Origin of the sequence: Actinopolymorpha pittospori (assembly GCF_014873875.1) — a bacterium.
Taxonomy (GTDB): domain Bacteria; phylum Actinomycetota; class Actinomycetes; order Propionibacteriales; family Actinopolymorphaceae; genus Actinopolymorpha; species Actinopolymorpha pittospori.
In genome coordinates this window covers 6438342-6458438 of record NZ_JADBEM010000001.1, presented here as the reverse complement: position 1 = coordinate 6458438, position 20097 = coordinate 6438342, and the positions used below count along the sequence as shown (strand labels likewise).

21 protein-coding genes and 1 pseudogene are annotated in these 20097 nt (G+C 70.8%); 12 read left to right on the top strand and 10 right to left on the bottom strand.

All coding sequences use genetic code 11. From position 1 onward, the window contains the following. The first annotated feature begins 13 nt into the window (after positions 1 to 13). Positions 14 to 1564 carry a S1C family serine protease gene (locus HEB94_RS52805; protein ID WP_192753009.1) on the top strand — a complete coding sequence of 517 codons (1551 nt, stop codon included), beginning with the start codon at positions 14 to 16 and terminating at the stop codon, positions 1562 to 1564. A gap of 76 nt (positions 1565 to 1640) precedes the next feature. On the opposite strand, the gene HEB94_RS30160 is transcribed toward HEB94_RS52805, so the two are convergent. After that, positions 1641 to 2843 (bottom strand): quinone-dependent dihydroorotate dehydrogenase, encoded by a 1203-nt coding sequence (locus HEB94_RS30160; protein WP_425550412.1) that lies wholly within the window; start codon positions 2841 to 2843, stop codon positions 1641 to 1643. 32 nt (positions 2844 to 2875) lie between these two features. On the opposite strand from HEB94_RS30160, the gene HEB94_RS30155 reads away from it, so the two are divergent. The 3 genes from HEB94_RS30155 (at position 2876) to HEB94_RS30145 (ending at position 6899) form a co-directional block, all read left to right on the top strand. Then, positions 2876 to 4435 (top strand): ATP-dependent DNA ligase, encoded by a 1560-nt coding sequence (locus tag HEB94_RS30155; RefSeq protein WP_192753008.1) that lies wholly within the window; start codon positions 2876 to 2878, stop codon positions 4433 to 4435. Positions 4436 to 4569: 134 nt separating this feature from the next. Further along, on the top strand, positions 4570 to 5526 hold the full coding sequence (locus HEB94_RS30150) for a sigma-70 family RNA polymerase sigma factor (protein WP_192756759.1): 957 nt from the start codon (positions 4570 to 4572) through the stop codon (positions 5524 to 5526). Positions 5527 to 5732: 206 nt separating this feature from the next. Next, entirely contained in the window at positions 5733 to 6899 is a 1167-nt protein-coding gene (locus HEB94_RS30145; RefSeq protein ID WP_192753007.1) for a carbohydrate kinase family protein, read from the top strand. A 155-nt stretch (positions 6900 to 7054) separates the two neighbouring features. Here the strand turns inward: HEB94_RS30145 and HEB94_RS30140 are convergent, their stop codons facing one another. Together HEB94_RS30140 and mgrA are read right to left on the bottom strand one after the other, a co-directional pair. Continuing rightward, a complete protein-coding gene (locus HEB94_RS30140; RefSeq protein WP_192753006.1) occupies positions 7055 to 7210 on the bottom strand; it encodes a hypothetical protein in 156 nt (51 codons plus the stop codon). A gap of 107 nt (positions 7211 to 7317) precedes the next feature. Beyond that, the gene (gene mgrA / locus HEB94_RS30135; protein ID WP_192753005.1) at positions 7318 to 8352 is read right to left on the bottom strand and encodes an L-glyceraldehyde 3-phosphate reductase; all 1035 of its coding nucleotides are present in this window, start codon (positions 8350 to 8352) and stop codon (positions 7318 to 7320) included. Between the two features lie 105 nt (positions 8353 to 8457). On the opposite strand from mgrA, the gene HEB94_RS30130 reads away from it, so the two are divergent. Then, positions 8458 to 9129, top strand: coding sequence for a GOLPH3/VPS74 family protein (locus HEB94_RS30130; protein ID WP_192753004.1), 672 nt, complete (start codon positions 8458 to 8460; stop codon positions 9127 to 9129). Positions 9130 to 9142: 13 nt separating this feature from the next. Next, positions 9143 to 9568, top strand: coding sequence for an alternative ribosome rescue aminoacyl-tRNA hydrolase ArfB (gene arfB / locus HEB94_RS30125; RefSeq protein ID WP_192753003.1), 426 nt, complete (start codon positions 9143 to 9145; stop codon positions 9566 to 9568). Positions 9569 to 9578: 10 nt separating this feature from the next. Here arfB and HEB94_RS30120 read toward each other — a convergent pair whose 3' ends face one another. Together HEB94_RS30120 and HEB94_RS30115 are read right to left on the bottom strand one after the other, a co-directional pair. Next, positions 9579 to 9977: a hypothetical protein gene (locus HEB94_RS30120; RefSeq protein ID WP_192753002.1), complete on the bottom strand. Its 399-nt coding sequence runs from the start codon at positions 9975 to 9977 to the stop codon at positions 9579 to 9581. 50 nt (positions 9978 to 10027) lie between these two features. Beyond that, positions 10028 to 10936: an arginase family protein gene (locus HEB94_RS30115; RefSeq protein WP_192753001.1), complete on the bottom strand. Its 909-nt coding sequence runs from the start codon at positions 10934 to 10936 to the stop codon at positions 10028 to 10030. Between the two features lie 208 nt (positions 10937 to 11144). Here HEB94_RS30115 and HEB94_RS30110 point away from each other — a divergent pair, with 208 nt between their 5' ends. Both HEB94_RS30110 and HEB94_RS30105 read left to right on the top strand, forming a co-directional pair. Beyond that, entirely contained in the window at positions 11145 to 12047 is a 903-nt protein-coding gene (locus tag HEB94_RS30110) for a spermidine synthase (RefSeq protein WP_337918053.1), read from the top strand. Between the two features lie 26 nt (positions 12048 to 12073). After that, positions 12074 to 12595, top strand: coding sequence for a GNAT family N-acetyltransferase (locus HEB94_RS30105; protein WP_192753000.1), 522 nt, complete (start codon positions 12074 to 12076; stop codon positions 12593 to 12595). On the opposite strand, the gene HEB94_RS30100 is transcribed toward HEB94_RS30105, so the two are convergent. Genes HEB94_RS30100 through HEB94_RS30090 form a run of 3 tightly spaced genes read right to left on the bottom strand, consistent with a single transcriptional unit; the run spans position 12592 to position 14571 of the window. After that, on the bottom strand, positions 12592 to 12891 hold the full coding sequence (locus tag HEB94_RS30100; RefSeq protein ID WP_192752999.1) for an MTH1187 family thiamine-binding protein: 300 nt from the start codon (positions 12889 to 12891) through the stop codon (positions 12592 to 12594). The genes HEB94_RS30105 and HEB94_RS30100 overlap by 4 nt on opposite strands. 5 nt (positions 12892 to 12896) lie before the next feature. After that, a complete protein-coding gene (gene tesB, locus HEB94_RS30095) occupies positions 12897 to 13769 on the bottom strand; it encodes an acyl-CoA thioesterase II (protein WP_192752998.1) in 873 nt (290 codons plus the stop codon). A gap of 55 nt (positions 13770 to 13824) precedes the next feature. Beyond that, positions 13825 to 14571 carry a FadR/GntR family transcriptional regulator gene (locus HEB94_RS30090; RefSeq protein WP_192752997.1) on the bottom strand — a complete coding sequence of 249 codons (747 nt, stop codon included), beginning with the start codon at positions 14569 to 14571 and terminating at the stop codon, positions 13825 to 13827. A gap of 214 nt (positions 14572 to 14785) precedes the next feature. Between HEB94_RS30090 and HEB94_RS30085 the strand changes: the two are divergent. From HEB94_RS30085 to HEB94_RS30075, 3 genes and pseudogenes are all read left to right on the top strand, one after another. Next, positions 14786 to 15676, top strand: a pseudogene (locus HEB94_RS30085) (dihydrodipicolinate synthase family protein); the annotation flags it as partial. Then, complete coding sequence (locus HEB94_RS30080; RefSeq protein ID WP_192752996.1) at positions 15673 to 16800, top strand: sialidase family protein; 1128 nt, start codon at positions 15673 to 15675, stop codon at positions 16798 to 16800. The pseudogene HEB94_RS30085 and the gene HEB94_RS30080, both read left to right, overlap by 4 nt. A 165-nt stretch (positions 16801 to 16965) precedes the next feature. Continuing rightward, a complete protein-coding gene (locus HEB94_RS30075; RefSeq protein WP_192752995.1) occupies positions 16966 to 17193 on the top strand; it encodes a DUF2277 family protein in 228 nt (75 codons plus the stop codon). 23 nt (positions 17194 to 17216) lie between these two features. Here HEB94_RS30075 and rbsK read toward each other — a convergent pair whose 3' ends face one another. Next, positions 17217 to 18311 (bottom strand): ribokinase, encoded by a 1095-nt coding sequence (gene rbsK, locus HEB94_RS30070; RefSeq protein ID WP_337918052.1) that lies wholly within the window; start codon positions 18309 to 18311, stop codon positions 17217 to 17219. Positions 18312 to 18370: 59 nt separating this feature from the next. Between rbsK and HEB94_RS30065 the strand changes: the two genes are divergently transcribed. Continuing rightward, positions 18371 to 19291 carry a phytanoyl-CoA dioxygenase family protein gene (locus HEB94_RS30065; protein ID WP_192752994.1) on the top strand — a complete coding sequence of 307 codons (921 nt, stop codon included), beginning with the start codon at positions 18371 to 18373 and terminating at the stop codon, positions 19289 to 19291. 58 nt (positions 19292 to 19349) lie between these two features. Here the strand turns inward: HEB94_RS30065 and HEB94_RS30060 are convergent, their stop codons facing one another. Then, positions 19350 to 20039 (bottom strand): EcsC family protein, encoded by a 690-nt coding sequence (locus HEB94_RS30060; protein WP_337918051.1) that lies wholly within the window; start codon positions 20037 to 20039, stop codon positions 19350 to 19352. Between the last annotated feature and the right edge of the window lie 58 nt (positions 20040 to 20097).

Sequence of the window (20097 nt, the reverse complement as noted above, 5' to 3'; positions counted from 1 at the left end):
GAATGTTGGGCCCATGACCGAGACGACACCTTCGTCGGGCCAGCCGCACCGCTCCGACGGCACGGCGCCCGCAGTGCACGATCCGGCTGCCTCGCGTCCTGTGGGTCAGCCGGTCTCGTCCGGCGGTGGCAGCGGTGGCGGGGAAGAGACCCGCCCGCTTCCTCCTCCCTACCCCTATGCCTACGGTCAGCCGCCGCTCGGGCAGCCTCCGATCCCGCCGTACGGTCAGCGCCCCGGCGGTGACTGGCCCGGCGGGAACCCTGGTGGGAACTTCGGCGGCGGCTCCGGTGGCACCTCGGAGAACTGGTCCGGTGGCGGCGACCACCCGAACGACAAGGGCCCCCGTCGCCGGGGCGCGGCCGCCATCGCCGCCGTCGCGCTCGCGGCCGGCCTGATCGGCGGTGGCGCCGGGACCGCCGCCACCTACTACCTCACCCGCGACGAGGGCGGTTTCAGCTCGACGGCGCTCGACCAGCCCATCAAGCCCCAGAACGCCTCCAACGCTCCCGCGGGCAGTGTGCAGCAGGTGGCGAACAAGGTGTTGCCGAGCGTCGTGTCCATCACGATCGCGACCTCCCAGGGCGTGGGCAACGGCAGTGGGATCGTGCTCAGCGACGACGGCCTCATCCTCACCAACAACCACGTCGCCGCGGCGGGCAGCCAGGGTGGAAGCCTGAGTGTGACCTTCAGCGACGGAAAGACCGTGAAGGCATCCGTTGTCGGAACCGACCCCACCACCGACCTCGCCGTGATCCGGGCCGCTCGTACGTCCGGGCTGAACCCGGCCCAGCTCGGCAGCTCCGCCAGCCTGAGCGTGGGGCAGAACGTCGTCGCGATCGGGTCCCCGCTCGGCCTGTCCGGCACGGTGACCTCGGGCATCGTGAGCGCGCTCGACCGGCCGGTGCGCACCAGCGGTGAGTCCGAGAGCGACCAGAGCACGGTCATCGACGCGATCCAGACCGACGCTGCCATCAACCCGGGCAACTCCGGTGGCGCGCTGGTCAACATGGCAGGTCAGGTCGTCGGCATCAACAGCGCCATCGCGACGCTGGGGAGCTCGATGGGCGGACAGTCCGGCTCCATCGGCGTCGGCTTCGCCATCCCCATCGACGAGGCCCGGCCGATCGCCAAGCAGCTGATCGACGACGGCCGCGCCGAGCACGCGCAGCTGGGAGTGACGGTCACCGAGGCGACCGGAAGCGACGGCGTGAGCACGGGCGCCGCTCTCCAGGGCATCAACGCGAACGGCGCCGCCGACAAGGCCGGCCTGCGCCAGGGCGACGTGATCACCAAGGTCGACGACCGCCAGGTGACCGACGCCGACGGCCTGATCGCGGCCGTCCGGTCCTACCGACCCGGCGCCAAGGTGACGTTGACGTACGTACGCGGCGAGCAGACGCACACCGCGAAGGCCACCCTTGGCACCGACGGCGGCAAGGTCCAGCAGCCACAGCAGCAGCCACAGCAGCAGGGCCCCGGCCAGGACGACAACCAGCAGCAGTTCCCCGGGCCGGACGACCAGCAGCAGAACCCGAACCAGCTGCCCTTCCCCTGGCCGCGCTGACCAAGCAGTTCCGACCACTGGTCCATCCCCGACGAAACGGCGTCCCCTACCTGGCGGAGGGGACGCCGTTTCGCCGTCAACGACGTGATCGGGTGGCGCTGCCCACAGCCTCGGCGACCGAGCTGTAACCGGCAGCCCGGATCCGGCGTGCCAGCCCGCGGTGCAGCCGCCGCGCCCAGAACGGACCGCCGTAGATGAAGCCGGTGTACGCCTGGACGAGCGTCGCCCCGGCCCGGATGCGTTCCCACGCGTCGTCGGCGTTCTCGATGCCACCGACACCCACCAGGACCAGCTGGTCTCCCACCCGGGCGTACAGGCGGCGCAACACCTCCAGGGCGCGCGCCTTCAGCGGTGCTCCCGACAGGCCGCCCGCGCCGACGGCCGCGACCTCGGCGGGGTCGGTGCGCAGGCCTTCGCGGCCGATGGTGGTGTTGGTGGCGATGATGCCGTCCAGCCGGAGTTCGAGCGCCAGGTCGGCGACCGCGTCGATGTCGTCGTCGGAGAGGTCCGGCGCGATCTTGACCAGCAGCGGCACCCGGGGGGTGTCGGGTGTGGCGGCCTCGTCGAGGGCCTTGCGTACGCCGGTGAGCAGCGGGCGCAGATGCTCGATCGCCTGCAGATCACGCAGGCCGGGCGTGTTGGGTGAGCTCACGTTGACGACGAGGTAGTCGGCGACGCCGGCGAGCAGGTGGGCACTCGCGACGTAGTCGGCCACCGCTCCGGACTCGGGCACGACCTTCGTCTTGCCGATGTTGACACCGGCGTACGTCGCGCCGCCGGTCCGCGACACACCGCGCGAGACTCCGCGGCTGGTGCGGCGTCCAAGGCGCGCGGCAACCGCCGCGGCACCCTGGTTGTTGAAGCCCATCCGGTTGACCAACGCCCGGTCGGCGCTGAGCCGGAACATCCGCGGCTGGGGGTTGCCCGGCTGCGGCTGCGCGGTGACCGTCCCGACCTCGACGAACGCGAAGCCCAAAGCGGCGAGGGCGTCCACCCCCCGGGCGTCCTTGTCGAAGCCCGCGGCCAGGCCGAGGGGCCCGGGCAGGTCCAGGCCGAACGCACTGACCCGCAGCACGGGATCGGTCGGGCCGAGCCGGCGACGGAGTTCGCCGGCGGCGCCCGGAAGCACGGCGGCCGTCCGGATCGCGCCGAAGGCGAGCCGGTGGATGGGCTCGGCGGGCACCCGCCGAAAGACCAGACGATAGAGCAGTTCGTACATGAAGATCCCAGGTCCGCACTCGAGACGATCGGCGATCGGGGAGCCCGCGGCAGGACGCACGGGCTGTCGGTGGCCGCCGCCAGAATGTTTTCATGCTCCTCGACGTCCTCGCGCAGGCCTCCGCCGCCGTCTCCGGCACGTCCTCCCGTCTGGAGAAGGTACGCCGGATCGCCGACTGCCTAGCGGCCGCCGACACCGACGAGGTGGCCCTTGTGGTGTCCTACCTCGCCGGTGAGCTCCGCCAACGCCGCACCGGCATCGGCTATGCCGCCCTGCGCGACCTTCCGGCGCCGGCCGAGGTGCCGAGCCTCGGGGTGAGCGAGGTCGACGCGACGTTCGCGGAGATCGCGCAGGTCGCGGGCGCCGGATCGCAACGGCGCCGGCAGGAGTTGTTGTCCTCGCTGTGGGCGAGGGCCACCGGCGACGAGCAGCGGCTGCTGGCCGGGCTGATCACCGGTGAACTCCGCCAGGGCGCCCTCGACGGCGTGATGGTCGACGCGGTGATCAAGGCGAGCGGGCTCCCGGCGGCCGAGATTCGGCGGGCGATCATGGTGGCCGGGGCGATCGCACCGGTGGCGAGTGCCGCGGTGGGCGTCGACGGCGACGCCTCGGTCCTCGACCAGTTCCGGCTGGAGGTCGCGAGGCCGCTGCGTCCCATGCTCGCCTCCCCGGCGCCGGACATCGCCGAGGCGCTGAGCAAGATCGCCGGCCCGGCCGCCCTCGAATGGAAGCTCGACGGCATCCGGGTGCAGGTGCACCGGTCCGGTGACACGATCCGCGTCTTCACCCGCACCCTCGATGAGGTCACCGACCGGTTGCCGGAGGTCGTCGAGGCCGTCCGGGCGCTTCCGGTGACCTCCATCGTCCTCGACGGAGAGGTCATCGCCCTCGACGACGCCGAGCGTCCGCGCCCGTTCCAGGTGACCGCCAGCCGGGTCGGCTCCCGCACCGACGTCGACCGGCTGCGCGCCACCGTTCCGCTCCGGGCGTTCTTCTTCGACGTGCTCCACCACGACGGCCGCGACCTCCTGGCGGCGCCGGGACAGGAACGATGGTCGGTCCTCTCGGCCACGCTTCCCGACGATCTCGTGGTTCCGCGCCTGGTCACGGCCGATCCGGGCGAGGCGGCGGACTTCTTCGCCGACGCCGTCCGTCGAGGTCACGAGGGCGTCGTGGTGAAGTCACTCACCGCGCCCTACGACGCCGGCCGCCGCGGCGCCGCCTGGATCAAGGTCAAGCCGCGACACACCCTCGACCTGGTGGTCCTCGCGGTCGAATGGGGTCACGGCCGGCGTACCGGACTGCTGTCCAACCTCCACCTGGGCGCGCGCGACCCGCGAACAGGCGAGTTCGTCATGCTCGGGAAGACGTTCAAGGGCCTGACCGACCAGTTGTTGCGCTGGCAGACCGAACGCCTGCTCGAACTGGAGACGCACCGTGATCGCTGGACGGTCCACGTCCGGCCGGAGCTGGTGGTCGAGATCGCCTTCGACGGCGTCCAGACCTCGAGCCGCTATCCCGGCGGAATGGCGCTGCGTTTTGCCCGGGTGTTGCGCTACCGCGAGGACAAGACGGCCGAGGAGGCCGACACCGTCGACACAGTGCGGGAGATCCACGCCGGGGCCCGTTCGGAGGGAAGCCAGAGGTCCTGAACCAGACATCCTTCCCTCCACGAACACTCCGTGTATCGGGAATTCGCCCGACCGCCCGAGACGTTGACCAGTGTGAGCGGAGCTCGGGAGCCTTCCGAGTCCGCGGCCCGAGCCGGGAGGGAGTCATCTTGCCAGTGCGCCGCCGCCATGCCGAAGACCTCGTCGAAGACCGTGACCTCGTCGGTCGCTATCTCGACGAGATTTCGCGTACGCCGCTGCTCGACGCGGCGCAGGAAGTCGAGCTCGCAAAGTCCATCGAGGCGGGTCAGCTCGCCGAGCAGCTGCTCGACGACAACCGTATCGGGGCACCGGTAGAAATACCGGCGGGATCGACGACCGAAGAACTCACCTGGATCAGTGACGAGGGTCGGCGGGCCAAGCGCCACTTCCTCGAGGCGAACCTTCGTCTGGTCGTCTCGATCGCACGCCGTTACGGACGTTCCGGCCTTCCCCTCCTCGACCTGGTGCAGGAGGGCAACACGGGCCTGATCCGGGCAATCGAGAAGTTCGACTACACCAAGGGTTACAAGTTCTCGACGTACGCCACGTGGTGGATCCGGCAGGCCATCACCCGAGGCATCGCTCAGCAGGCTCGCGTCGTGCGCCTGCCCGTGCACGTCGTGGAGGATCTGAACGCCCTCGGAGCCGCCCGACGCGCCCTCGAACGTGAGCTGGGTCGCGACCCCGAGACGGCCGAACTCGCCGCCCAGCTGGGTGTCGGGGAGCACCGGGTGGAGGAGCTGGTCAGCTGGGGACGCGACCACGTGTCCCTGGACGTCACGGTCGACGACGACGGCGAGACCTCGCTGGGTGACCTGGTCGCCCGGGACGTCATGCCGGGTCCGGACGAGACGGTCGTGGCCGCCGAGTCCAGCTCGCGGCTCGCCGCGCTGATCGAGACACTCGACACGCGGTCGGCCGAGATCGTCCGGCTGCGCTACGGCCTCGACGACGGGCGGCCGTGGAAGCTCGCCGAGATCGCCGACCGCTTCGGGCTGTCCCGGGAGCGGGTCCGGCAACTCGAGCGTGACGCCCTGCACAGGCTGCGCAAGATCGCCGAGCCCGACCTCGTCGGCCCCAACGCCGCCTGATCGTCACCACCCGCGCGACACACTCGCCAAAGACACGTGCCCCGGTCCGCCCCGAGCGGACCGGGGCACTCGTACGTAACGTGACGAATGCACGCGATCTCGGCCATCATCGGAAGACTCTCTTGACACCCTTGCCGGACCAGGCCCCGCCGCACGCTACGGTGGGTCCCCATATCCGTAACCGGTGATCAATGAGGGAGAACCCCATGGACACGGCGGAAGGACGGCCGGGTCCGGACGCGACCACTTCCACCACCCCATGGGAGCTGGGTCGGGTCGTCGGACGTGGGCCGGCGCACGATCCGCTCGCCTCGGTGCGAACGCCAGATGATCCGACGTTCGACGTGTTCCTGTCCGGAACGGTGTTTCTCGACATCATCTTCACCGGACTCGCCGGCCCACCGACCAGCGGCACGGAGATCTACACCGACGGCATGGGCTGCTCTCCCGGCGGCGTCGCCAACCTCGCCATCGCGCTGTCCCGACTCGGCCTCCGCACCTCACTGGCCGCGGCGTTCGGCCACGACGTCTACGGCGCGTTCTGCCGCCGCATCCTCGAACAGCAGGAGGGTGTCGATCTGTCGACGTCACGGGAGTTCCCCAACTGGCACTCACCGGTGACCGTCTCGCTTGCCTACCAGGCCGACCGCAGCCTGATCACCCACGCCCACGAGCCACCGCTGCCCGCTGACGAGATGATCAGGACCTCGGGTCTCCCCCGCACCCGCGCCGCCTTCGTCGACCTCGGCCCGGAGATGGAGGACTGGACCCATCAGGCCGGAGCCGACGGGGCGCGCATCTTCGCCGACGTCGGCTGGGACCCGACCGAGCAGTGGTCCTCGGCACTGCTGGACCGGCTCAGCGCCTGCTACGCCTTCATGCCCAACACCCCCGAGGCCCTCGCCTACACCCGCACCGACACCCCGGAGGCGGCTCTCGCCAAGCTCGGCGACCTGGTTCCGGTGGCCGTGGTCACCCGCGGCAGCAAGGGTGCGCTCGCGATCGACAACGAGACCGGTGAGTACGCCGACGTCCCGGCACTTCCGGTGGAGGCCCTGGACGCGACCGGTGCGGGCGACGTCTTCGCCGCCGGGTTCGTCACCTCCACCCTGGCCGGCTGGCCGCTCCTGCACCGGCTGCGCTTCGCCAATCTGTGCGCGGCCCTGTCGGTGCAGCACTTCGGTGGCTCGCTGTCCGCGCCCGGCTGGGCGGACATCGCCGGCTGGTGGCAGGTGGCCAAGCGGGTGCCCGGACTGGGCGACATCGCGAAGGACTATTCCTTCCTCGACGACGTCGTTCCGCACGACCCGGTGGGGGCCGTACGCCGAGCCAGCGCGACCATCGGCTTCCAGACCGAGGGCATCGAGCCCTGACCGGGAGCATCGAGCCCTGACCGGGGCCTGCACAGACGACAAGACCGGCGCGGCAGCGGCACCTCGACTGGGTGCGCTGCCGCGCCGGTCCTGGCAAGAACGCGCTCAGGTCTGCCGTTCAGGACAGACCTGAGCTTGACGTGCGGCGCCGTCGGTCAGTTCTGGGAACTGCGCTTGACCCAGCCCCATACGCTCGTGGCCAGGAAGAGCACCAGAGCGATGAGACCCAGCCAGAGCAGCCCCTTGACCACGAAGCCGATCACGCTGAGCACCAACCAGACGATCGCGATTATCAGCAGGATCCGAAGCATGGTGACCTCCTTCGAAACACTTTACGCCCGGTATGGCTCGAAACCGGTCCGGTGACGCCCGGATCCGACCCTGAGTCACACCCTGACCCGCCGGCTGGACCGGTGGCTCAGGAGGTGGTGATCCGGCTCGAGCGCGCCCACAGGTTGATACCGGCCTCCACGGCGTGCCGGTCGATCGCGTCGAGCTCCTCGGCGGTGAAGTCCAGCCGGTCCAGCGCGCCGATGTTGTCCTCCAGCTGGGCGATGCTGCTCGCGCCGATGAGCACCGAGGTCATCCGCGAGTCACGCAGTGCCCACGACAGCGCGAGCTGAGCCAGCGACTGCCCGCGCTTGGCCGCGATCTCGTTGAGCGCCCGGATGTGGGTGAGGTTCTTCTCGTTCAGCTGGTCCGGGGAGAGGGACTTGCCCTGCGACGCCCGCGACCCCGCCGGGATGCCGTCGAGGTACTTGTCGGTGAGCATGCCCTGCGCCAGCGGCGAGAAGGCGATGCAACCGGCACCGGAGTCCTCGAGGGCGTCCAGCAGTCCTTCCTCGATCCAGCGGTTGAGCATGCTGTAGGAGGGCTGGTGGATGAGCAGCGGCGTTCCCAGGTCGGCGAGGATGGCCGCGGCCTTCCTGGTGTCTTCCGGGGAGTACGACGAGATCCCGGCGTACAGCGCCTTCCCCTGACGCACGGCGGTGTCGAGCGCGCCCATCGTCTCCTCGAGCGGCGTCTCGGGGTCGAAACGGTGCGAGTAGAAGATGTCGACGTAGTCGAGGCCCATGCGGGACAGGCTCTGGTCCAGGCTGGACAGGAGGTACTTACGCGAACCCCACTCTCCGTACGGGCCCGGCCACATGTAGTAGCCAGCCTTGGTGGAGATGACGAGTTCGTCGCGATAGGAGGTGAAGTCCTGCCGGAACAGCTTGCCAAAGTTCAGCTCAGCCGACCCGGCCGGCGGACCGTAGTTGTTCGCCAGGTCGAAGTGGTTGATCCCCAGGTCGAACGCGCGGCGCAGGATGCCGCGTTGACGCTCCAGAGGCACGTCGTCACCGAAGTTGTGCCAGAGTCCGAGCGACACGGCGGGCAGCTTGAGCCCGCTGGCGCCGGAGCGGCGGTAGTGCATCGATTCATAACGGTTGTCGGCAGCGCTGAATCCCATGAGAGCGGAGTCTCCCACGTCATCCACAAGCTCCTGCGGGGAGATACCGGTGCCGGCCAGCGTCTCTCTATCCTGGACCGGACGGAACCGACGAACGGAGCAAGCATGCTCATCGCCGAGGACCTGCTCCTCCTACACCTGGACGATTCCAGTGGTCGGGCGATCACTGACAGCGTCAGGTTGAACCACGCTCTGGCCGGCGCCGTCCTGCTCGAGCTGACGCTGCAAGGCAGGGTTGACATCGCCGGACCCGGCGAGCAGGTTCGCGCGGGCCGACTCGTGGTCCGAGAGGGAGCCCCGCTCGACAACCCCGTCCTCGACGACGCCCTCGAAGTCCTCCGCACCAAGGAAGGCACCAAGCCGGCCAACATCCTCGGCAAGCTCACCAAAGGGCTACGCGAGCGACTGCTGGACAATCTCGCCGCGCAAGGTGTTCTGCGGGAGGAGAAGGCCAGGGTGCTCGGCATCTTCCCGACCACGAGGTGGCCCGCCGGCGACTCCTCCCACGAAGACGCACTGCGGGCCCGACTGAACGGTGTCCTGGTCCAGGGACTGACGCCCGACGCGCGCACGGGCGCTCTCGTCTCGCTGCTGTCGGCGATCGACACCGCCCCCAAGGTGGTCGGAGCCGACGACAAACGAGCCGTGAAGCGACGGGCGAAGGAGATCTCCCAGGGCGCCTGGGCCGCCGACGCGGTGAAGAAGGCGGTCGCGGCGGTCAACGCTGGCGTGATGGCGGGGATCACGGCGGCGACCGTCGCGGCGAGCAGCGGCTGACACCCGTGTGGCGATGAACTCCGAACCACTCCGCGTCGGACCGCTCGTCATCGGTCCGGAGGAGCTTTCCTGGCGGTTCTCCCGGTCCGGTGGGCCGGGAGGCCAGGGGGTCAACACCACCGACTCGCGGGCCGCCGTCTCCTACGACGTGGCGCGTTCGCCCGCCCTGTCGGAGGCCCAGCGCGCCCGCGCTCTCGCCCGCCTCGGCGGTCGCCTCGTCGACGGCGTTCTCACTGTCACCTCGTCCGAACACCGTTCCCAGCTCGCCAACCGTCGGGCCGCACTCGTCCGGTTGGGAGCGGTTCTGGAAGAGGCGCTGGCACCACCCCCGAAGCCCCGCCGACGTACCCGCCCCTCACGTGGCTCGGTCGAGCGCCGGCTGTCGGCGAAGAAACGTCAGGCCGACATCAAGCGGATGCGCCGGCGCCCGGACCACTGAGGTCCGCGGGCTAGGAAGACGGTCCCCGGCCGAGGGCCTTTCGGACCGCGCCGGGAACGTCGGGGATCCGTTTGGGCGACTTCTCGCCGGGACGCACCCGCAGGCTGAGGTCGGCGTGCTCGAGCACACCCGGCAGCGGCTTGTCGACCGGCGGATAACTCGCGATCGGGTTCTCTCCCGCGAAGACGACCCACACCTGCTCACCGTGGTGGAAGACCCGGAGCACGGATCCGTCGATCACCGTGCCCGCGTGCCGGAGTGCCTGCCGACGGTTGCTCTGGCGGGCCAGTGCGTTCTGCACCGCGCGTTGGGCGGGCTCCCGCCCGTGCTTGACGGCTTCGTAGACGAGCGGGCCGTATTTCACGGCGTAGTTGATCGCTCCCTTGGCGATTCGTCCTTTGCCAGGCACGGCAGCCACCTCCGATGCTCGCTACCGAAAGTCTCCCACGCCTGGCGACTTCAGGCTCCGGCGTGCGCTCGCCCCGCCAGCGCGTCCACCAGGGTGTCGGTGAGCTTCACGGCGAGCTTGCCGTCGGAGTCGAGGTCGGGGTCGAAGACGGTGAGCTCGAGGCCCACACACTGCGGGTCGGAGACGATCGGCGCCAGCAGGGCAACGAGTTCGTCGTGCTCGAGACCGCCCGGGCTGGGCGTGTCGACCGCCGGCATCACCTCCGCGTCCAGGACGTCCGCGTCGAGGTGGACCCAGAAGCCGTCCAGCTCGCGGAGGTACTGCACCGCCTGGACGCCCACCCGCCGCGGCCCCTCGGTCTGGATCGCCAGCGCGGTCCGGATGGGCATGCCGAGCTCGATGAGCTCCTGGATGTACAGATCGTCGTCCCGGATGCCGAGGAGGACGACGTCCCGGTCCCGGACGTAGGGCCGCAGTCCGTCGATGTCGACGACGTTGTTCTGGCCCCGGCCGGTGACGAGAGCGAGGTCCTCACCCGCGGCGGTGCCGACGTAGGTCACCTCGCCGCCGAGATGCCGGAAATCGGAGTGGCCGTCGACGAACACCAGGCCGTAGCGGCCGCGCCGGCGCAGGGCGAGGGTGGGGCCGAGGAGGATGCTGCAGTCACCGCCGAGGACGACGAGGAAGTCGCCGGCGTCCAGCCGCTCACTGATCCGATCGGCCAGCCGCCGCGTGTATTCGACCAACGCGGGGGCGTTGATCAGACCGTCTCCGCGTTTCCAGCCCGAAGCGTCGTAGCGGGGAGGGACGACGCATCCGGCGTCGGTGGCGCCGATCCGCGTGAGGAGACGGTTGTCGCGAACGGCTCCGGGGAGCTTGTAGCAGCCGGGAAGGACCCCTGGAGCGGGCATCGCCAGGCCGAGATTGGACGGAGCGTCCAGCACGGCGACTCGCTTCATGGCCGGCAGCGTAACCCGCACAATCCTTGAAAGGTTGCGATTGCGGCCCCGACGGCCGTGTCGGGCGCCTCGGACCCGGGCGACTCGGACCCAGGCGACTCGGACCCGCCACCGTCAAGGACACCTTGCGCCAGCGCGGACGACCACGGGGCCAGACCGGACGCGGGGTCACGCGACCCGGTGACCGCGGTGCGTGGGACGCTGGACCGTGCCCGATCGTCGTCCCCCCGCCCGCACCCGCCGCGGCACCCCGCCCGGCCGGACCGACCGGGTGCGTGCCGGGACCTTTCCGATCGACACGGGAGAGGTCGAGCTGGCCCCTGACCGGGACGACCCGGGCGGCTGGTTCGTCGTCGTCAACGGCGTACCGAGCTCCTACGTTTATCTCGACGACCCGACCCGGCTGGACTTCGAGTACGTCCGCTGGATCGGAGACGTGATCGATCACGCGGAGCCCGGCCCCCTGCGCGTGGCGCATCTCGGCGGGGCCGGCTGCACCCTCGCCCGCTACGTCGCCGCCACCCGCCCGGGGTCGCGGCAGGTGGTCTTCGAACTCGACGCCGCCCTCGTCGAGCTCGTGCGGGACGCGTTCGACCTGCGGCGGGAGCGCGGTCTACGGATCCGGACCGAGGAGGCACGGGCGGGGATCGGAACGCTCCGGGATGCCTCGCAGGACGTCGTCATCCGGGACGCCTTCGTCGGCAACCGGGTGCCGGAGCACCTCACGACTCTCGAGTTCGCCCGGGACGTCGGCCGGGTGTTGGCGCCGGGTGGGACGTACGTCGTCAACGTCGCCGACCGGACCGAACAGCGGCACGCTCGCGCGGAGGCCGCCACGCTGCGGGAGGTCTTCAACCAGGTGGTGCTGATCGCCGAGCCGTCACAGCTGCGCGGGCGGAGATACGGCAACGTCCTCCTGGTGGCGTCGAACGCGCCCCTCCCCCTCGACCAGCTCACCCGCCGGCTCGCCTCGGGAGCCGTCCGCGCCCGTCTCGTCCCGCCCGAACGGGTCGCCCAGCTCGTCGCCGGCCTCCGTCCCCTGCTCGATCCGGCCCCGGCCGACGGCTATCCTCCGACGACCACGGACGACGCTTCCGCACCGCCGGCCTAGGCCATGTCCTGACAGGAGCCGCACCGATGAGCGACATCACGTTGCGGGAAGTCGTGGACGACGACATCCCGGTCTTCCACGCCCACCAACTCGATCCGGTCGCGATCCACATGGCGGCCTTCACCTCGCCTGATCCGACCGACCTTGGTGCCTTCGCGCAGCGTTGGGCCAGGCACCTCGCCGACCCCGACATCGCCACCCGCACCGTTCTCGCTGACGGCGTGGTCGTCGGCCACGTGGCGAGCTACGTCGACTCCGGGCACACCGAGGTCACCTACTGGATCGGTTCCGACCACTGGGGTCGAGGAATCGCGACCCGGGCGCTTCAGGAGTTCATCGTGCAGGTCACGACGACACGTCCGCTCTACGCCCGTGCCGTGAAGGACAACGCCGGCTCGTTGCGGGTCCTGTCGCGGTGCGGCTTCCGGATCCAGGGCGAGGACCGCGGGTTCGCGCACGGGCGCGGCGCCGAGGTGGAGGAGTACGTCCTGGTGCTGGAGGCCGAAACGACGCCCACCGCTGGCCCGGACGCGCCGGCCGCGACCTAGTCGGCGAGCAGGCGCTCCACCCGCTCGACCTTTCCGGTGATCTCACCGGTGTGGCCGGGGCGGATGTCGGCCTTGAGGACGAGACTCACGCGAGGCGAGTGCGCCGCGACGACGTCGACCGCCCGCTTCACGACCGCCATCACCTCGTCCCACTCGCCCTCGACGTTGGTGAACATCGCGTTGGTCTCGTTGGGAAGCCCCGACTCGCGCACGACACGGACGGCTTCGGCGACCGCCTCGCTCACGCTGCCACTCTCGTCGCCGGCTGCCGGACTGATGCTGAAGGCCACAATCATGGTGCCTACCTTGCCCTAGGCGGGACCTGCCTGATCAGCCCCTCCTGGACGACGGAGGCGACGAGTCGTCCGTCCCGCGTGAAGATCTGGCCGGTCGCGAGCCCACGGGAGTCGGCCGCGGAGGGCGAGGCCTGTTCGTAGAGCAGCCACTCGTCGGCGCGGAACGGTCGGTGGAACCAGATCGCGTGGTCGAGGGATGTCGCCTGCAGGTCGGGCGCGCCGATGTAGGTGTCGTGCGGGACGAGCGTGGCGCCGAGCAGCGTGAGGTCACTGGAGTACGCGAGGACACAGTGGTGCAGGACCTGGTCGTCGGGCAGCGTTCCGGCGGCGCGGAACCACACCCGCGCCTGCGCGGGGTGCGCCGGGTCCTTGGCCACTCCGCCACGCCGGGAGTCGCCGACGTAGCGCACGTCCAGGGCAGCCCACTCCTCCCCCCAGGCGGCGCTCGGACGGCCGGAGACCTTCGCGAGGACGTCACCCAGGGTCGGGCAGGCCTCGGGGTCGGGCACGCCCGGCATGGCGTCCTGGTGGTCGTAGCCCGGCTCGGGCAGGTGGAAGGACGCCGACATGTAGAAGATGGTCTGGCCGTGCTGGCGGGCCACCACCCTGCGGGTGTTGAACGACCGGCCGTCACGGGTGAACTCCACGTCGTACACGATCGGGACACTGGTGTCGCCAGGCCGCAGGAAGTACGCGTGGAGGGAGTGCACCACCCGTTCGGGTTCGATGGTGCGGCTGGCGGCCATCAGGGCCTGGCCGGCCACCTGACCGCCGAACACCCGCTGGAGTCCGGTCGCCGGTTGGCGACCGCGGAACAGGTTGTCATCGATCCGCTCCAGGTCGAAGAGGCCGATGAGTTCGTCGAAAGAGCGAGGCACGGCCACATCGTGCCAGCTTCTGGTTTTCCCTTGACCGCGGGCAGTCCGTCCGGGCTCAGCTGGATCCGCCTTCGCCGCCGTACGACGCCCGCGCCGACTCGCCGGCAGACGTGCCAGCCGCCTCGACCAGCCGGGCGACACGCTCGTGCAGGTCAGCGAAGTGGTAGCGCATGACCCGCCTGGCCTGCTTGGCGTTGCGGGCCCGGAGCGCCTCCACCACCCGGCGGTGGCTCTCCACCACCTGGTCCCGGTCGCCCGGCGGCGGCTCCAGCTCGGTCGCCACCTGGTGGTAGATGTCCCAGAAGACACCGATCAGCTGCGTGGCCAGTTCGTTGCCGACCGGGGCGTAGAGCACCTCGTGGAAGCGCCGGTCGGCGTCGGCGAGCGCGTCCTGGTCCTCCGCCGTGGCCATCGCCTCGACGGCGGCGCCGAGGGCGTCGAGGAGCGCTTCGTCGACCCGGGTCGCCACCTGCTCGATCAGCCCGAGTTCGAGGAGTTCGCGTACTTCCACGAGATCGGCGAGCGCGCCCGGGTCGTCGCGGACGCTGAGGCGGGTTCGGAACAACAGGCCCGGCGTCACAGCGGTGATCGGCGCGCGCCCGACGAAGGTGCCGTAGCCGTGCCGGATCTCCACGATGCCGAGCGTGTGGAGCGCACGGAGCGCTTCGCGGACGGAGTTGCGGCTGGCGCCGAGCGTCGCGACCAGTGCCGGCTCGGCAGGCAGGGCCGATCCCGCCCGCAGGCCCTGTTCGAGGATCAGGTCGACGATGCGCCCCTCGAGGTGTCGACCGCTTCCTGGCATGGCGCGCCTTTCGGATCGGTGCCGTCTCGGCTAGCCTAGCGCCCGGCCGGGCCAGACATCCCACGTCCTACGTCAGCCCGCTGACCAGCCCCACGGAGGATCTCGTGACCGCGGACCCACTCGGCTTGGACGACCTGATCGACCCCCTGGACTCCGGTTCCCCTGGCGCCGAGCTTCCTGGTTATGGTCTTCCGCTCGCAGGCGGTGCGTCCCACCTGTCTGCACACCGCTCACGCCAGACCGCGCACTCGACGCACTCTCACTCGAACGCCTCTGCGAGTTCCTGATCGACGCGGGTGTGTCCGGGCTGTTCGTCGGAGGATCCACCGGTGAAGCGGCCTACCTCACGGACTCGATGCGGGCGCGGGTCCTAGGCGCGGTCGTGGCTTTCACCGCCGGGCAGGTCCCGGTCTTCGCGGGCGTCATCGACATGACGACCGACCGGGTGATCGAGCATGCCCGCACCGCGGCGCGACTCGGCGCGGACGCCCTGGTCGCGACCGCCCCGTTCTACGCACCGACCCATCCGGCCGAGATCTCCCTGCACTTCCAGACCATCCGCGACGCCGTCGACCTGCCGTTGGTGGCCTACGACATCCCGAGCGCGGTGCACACGAAACTGCCGGCCGACCTGCTGGGCGAGCTCGCCGCCAAGGGGGTCCTGGCCGGGCTCAAGGACTCGAGCGGCGACATCGACGGTTTCCGGGCGGCCTGCGCGCGGGTCCGGGACGTTCCCTCGTTCGCGGCGTTCACCGGCTCGGAGACGCACGCCGACCTCGCTCTGCTCGCGGGCGCCGACGGGATCGTCCCGGGCCTGGGGAATGTCGACCCGCACGGGTACGTCCGGCTCCACGACGCGGCCCGGCGAGGTGACTGGGCGACGGCGACCGCCGAGCAGGAGCGCCTCCGCCGGCTGTTCACGCTGATCCAGGTCGGGGACCCCACCCGGATGGGTCGCTACTCGTCGGCGATCGGCGCCTTCAAGGCCGCGCTCGTGCACCGCGGCGTGATCGCGGACGCGACCACCAGCATCCCGATGATCGGGCTGAACGACGCCGAGACCGCCGCCGTGCGCGGCTACCTCGAGGAGGCCGAACTCGAATGACTCGAACGAGCGGAACCCACCCGTCGAGCACCGTGGGCCAGGACCCGGTGGCCGACGTCACGGTGTATGCCTCCGGTACGCACGGATACGACACGTTCCGGATCCCGGCGCTCGTGCGCGCCACCGACGGCACGCTGCTGGCGTTCGCGGAGGGTCGCCGGAACGGACCGGGCGACGCCGGGGCCATCGACGTCGTACTCCGGCGCTCCGGCGACCACGGCCGCACCTGGGGGCCGCTCCTGACCGTCGCCACCGACGGGGACGACACGGTCGGGAACCCCTGCCCCGTGGTCGACCCGGTGAGCGGCGACATCGTGCTCCTCACCGTCCGGGCGGGCGCCGACGCGACCGAGGAACGCATCCTCGCCGGCGAGGTCGGCGCGGCGGACGGTCGCAGGATCTGGTCGTACCGCGGCTCGGACCACGGGCTGCACTGGAGTGCGCCGGTCGACGTCACCGCGCAGGTGAAGCGACCTGGGTGGCGGTGGTACGCCACCGGGCCGGGACACGGCGTCGCCCTGCGATCCGGACTCTTCGCCGGTCGGCTGCTGATCCCGGCAAACCACTCCACGGCCGAGACGGGATACGGCGGCCACCTGCTCCTGAGCGACGACGGCGGCCGGTCGTGGCGGATCGGCGCCGAGGACCCCGGCACCGCCGGCCAGGTGAAACCGAACGAGTCCGCGGCGGCCGAGCTTCCCGACGGTCGGCTGTACCTCAACACGCGCAACCACGGCGGTCTGAACGCCGCCACCCGCGCCCACACCACCAGCGTCACCGGTGGGGAGAGCTTCGACCGGCCCTACGCGCCCGCTCCGCAGCTGGTGGCACCGGTCGTGCAGTGCGGGCTCGTCACGGTGGGCACCAACCTGGTGTTCTCCGGGCCCGCCGACCCCGGGCGGCGTCGGGGTCTCACCGTGCGGCTGAGCGAGGACGCCGGCCAGACCTGGGATCACTCGCTGGTGATCTGGCCGGGACCCTCGGCGTACTCCGATCTCGCGGTGATCCCGGGTGATCGCGCGGACGAGGGGGACGTCGCGGTGCTGTACGAGGCCGGAGCGGAGTCGGCGTACGAGCAGATCCGGTTCGTACGGGTTCCGCTGGGCGCGCTCACCCGGACCTGACGCTCGCAGCAGTTGGCCTCCTCGCGACGACGCCGCCTGCCGGGATGCGGAGCGCCCCGAACCGGTGTTGTACTAGGGGGTGAGTACGAAGGGTCGCCACGTCGCCCGCAGCTGCTGACCATCCGGCGACCGGACCCGTTCCGTGAGCGCGGCAAGGAGAAGCCGATGTGCCGAAGCATCAAGACACTGCGGGCGCCGTACGTCGAGTCCGCCACACCGACCGACGTTCAGGCCGCCGCCCTGCAGTACGTCCGTAAGATCTCCGGCTTCCGCGCGCCCGCGGCGCACAACGCGGAGGCGTTCGACGCCGCCGTGGCGGCGGTCGCGAAGGCCACGCAGGACCTGCTCGACACCATCGTCGTGCGCGGCCACGCCCACTCCGCGAACGGCTGACGCACGCTCGGCCGCGTCACCGGCTACCGCCCGCCCTGGTGGCCGGAACTCCGGCTGAAGTCCCGGTCGAACCGGTCGATCTCGTCGCGGGTCGGCATCGACGTACTCGCGCCCTCCCGCTGCACCGACAGGGCCGCGGCGGCGCCGGCCCAGCGCAGCGCGGCCGGCATCGGCCGTCCCTCGCCGAGCGCCACGGCGAGAGCGCCGACGAACGTGTCACCGGCCGCGGTGGTGTCGCGCACCTCCACCCTGGGCGCGGGCAGGTGGTCTCCCCCACCGTCGCGACGTAGCCATCGCGCCCCTCGCGCGCCGAGGGTCACCACGACCTCCGGCACGACGTCGAGCAGCGCCGACGCGGCGGCTTCGGGCGCGTCCTTCCCGGTGAGGATGCCGGCCTCGTGCTCGTTCGGGACGAGCAGGTCGACGTTGTCCAGGAGGTCCGGCGGCAACGGGCTGGCCGGCGCCGGCGTCAGGACGACCTTGACACCGTGCGCCTGCGCGGCGCGTGCCCCCGCGACCACGGCGTCCATCGGAAGCTCGAGCTGCAGGAGCAGGAACTCCGCACCCTCCAGCGCGGCGTCGAGTCCCGCGACGGGATCGTGCACGGTGCCGTTCGCACCGGACACGACGACGATGGAGTTGTCACCACTGTCCTCGACGAGGATGTGCGCCGTACCCGTGGTCGCCTCGACCCGGGCCACGCCCTCGACGCCCACGCCCGCCCCGGCCAGGACGGCGCGGATCTCGTCGCCGTAGGGATCGGCTCCCACCGCTCCCACCATCGACACCTCACCGCCGGCACGGGCGGCCGCGATGGCCTGGTTGGCGCCCTTGCCCCCAGGGATGGTCACGAACCGCCGGCCGGCGACCGTCTCCCCGCTCGCCGGCGCCCGGTCCGCGAAGACCACGAGATCCATGTTGGCGCTGCCGAGCACGCACACCCGGGCTCTGCCCATCCAGGCTCCACCTCTTCCGAAGTCGACTTTGGAGGTCGGCCGCACCCGGTCGTGGTCGATCACGACCGAGTCTTGCCGGTCACTGTCGTAGCGCACCATTCTGGTGTCGTCGCCGAAGGTTTCGAACCACGGCACCCGTTCGAAGCCGCGACCGCGTGCCACTCGCCACGTTCGGACGCGCACGCGACGTGTCAGGGATCCACTCGACCGGAGGAACCACCATGGTGACGAGCACGGCCTTCCCGCCGCTGCGCGCACAGGACCAGACCCTCGACCCGGACGCCAACGCGCTCGGCGAACTCCGGCGCTCCGACGATGTGGTCGAAGCCCCGGCCGAGCTGTGGCGGCGGATGGAGGAGGACGGCTATCTCTACCTGCCCGGATACCTCGACCGAGAGGAGGTGTTCGCCGCCCGTCGTGACGTCATGACCCGGCTCGCCAACGAAGGGCTGGTCGCGCCCGACACGGATCCGATGGACGGTGTGCCCGGACCGGCGGGGAGCCATCGCGTCCTCGACGACGTCGCACGGGCGAGCGGGCTGCTGCGGCGCCTGCTGTACTCCGGCGCGATGGTGCGGTTGTACGAGCGGCTGTTCGGTGAGGAGGTCCGGCACTTCGACTTCACCTGGCTGCGCGGGATCCGCCCGGGCCGCGGCACCGCGCCGCACGGCGACAGTGTGTTCATGAACCGCGGCACCCCCAACCTGCTGACCGCCTGGGTCCCCCTCGGCGACGTCGACCTGAGGCTCGGCGGCCTCATGCTGTTGGAGAGGTCGAACCAACTGGAGGAGTTCCGCCGGGGCTACCACACCCGCGACGTCGACGCCTACTGCGAGAACGACGAGGAGGCCGCCGAACTCGCGACGACAGGGCGCTGGGGGTGGAACGGCGTCGTCTCCCCCGACCCGGTCCAGCTGCGCGCCGACCTCGGCCTGCGCTGGGTCACCGGCGAGTACCGCGCGGGCGATGTCGTGACGTTCCCGATGTACACGCTGCACGCGAGCCTGGACAACACCTCCGACCGCGTCCGGCTGTCGTGCGACCTGCGTTACCAGCGCGCCAGTGAGCCGGTCGACGCCCGCTGGGTCGGAGCGAGTCCTACCGCACACGGCGCGGCGAGCAAGCGCGGCCTGATCTGCTAGTTGCTCGGGTCCCGAGAGCGACCGACTGCTACCGAGGGCTACCTAGGACTACAGGGCGCTACAGGGGGTGCCCGTCGGCCGAGGCGTCGAAATGAGTCGACGGACCGGGCAGGAGCGCCTTCGGGGCGGGCGGGAAGTGGGCGCGGGCGTGCTCGGCGATCCGGTGCATGAGATAGCCGTCGAGCGCACCGCCCAGGAGACCGCCGACGACGGGAACGACACGGCCGAACCTCGCCAGGCCCTTCTGGCCAAGTTGGGCGAAGAGCCGGAAGGCCACCGCCTTGTTGACCAACATCAGGGCAGCGGGCGACACGCTCTGCAGCGCGAACGCCGCCACGCCGTCGACGCCGATCCCCACCTTGGACAGCACCTTGGTGGACTCGTTGCCGGTGAGGGTGAGGAGCACCGCGGTCCGGACACCCTCGTGGGTGATGTCGTGGCCGCGGGCCGCGGCGATCGCGGCGACCATGCGCGTCGCGAGCACGTGGAACCCGACGACGTTGGCGGACAGCGCGACCGGCAGGGTCAGGAAGCCGCCGAGTCCGGTGACCAGTCCGCCGGCGGCGGCGATGCTGGTGTGGGTCGTGATGATCCGGTCGATCGCGGCTTCCGGATCTTCGGTGGCGGCCAGCGCGCGTTCGGCCGACCTCCGGGCGGAGGCGAGGTTGCCGCCGCCGTCGATGCCGGCGCGCAGGAGGTAGCCAACTGCGGCATCGGCGTGCTTGGAACCGGGGGCCTTCCACTTCACGGACCCGAGTATGCCTGACGGCAGGTTGGCCGCCACCTCCAGTGATGCCCAGGGGGGT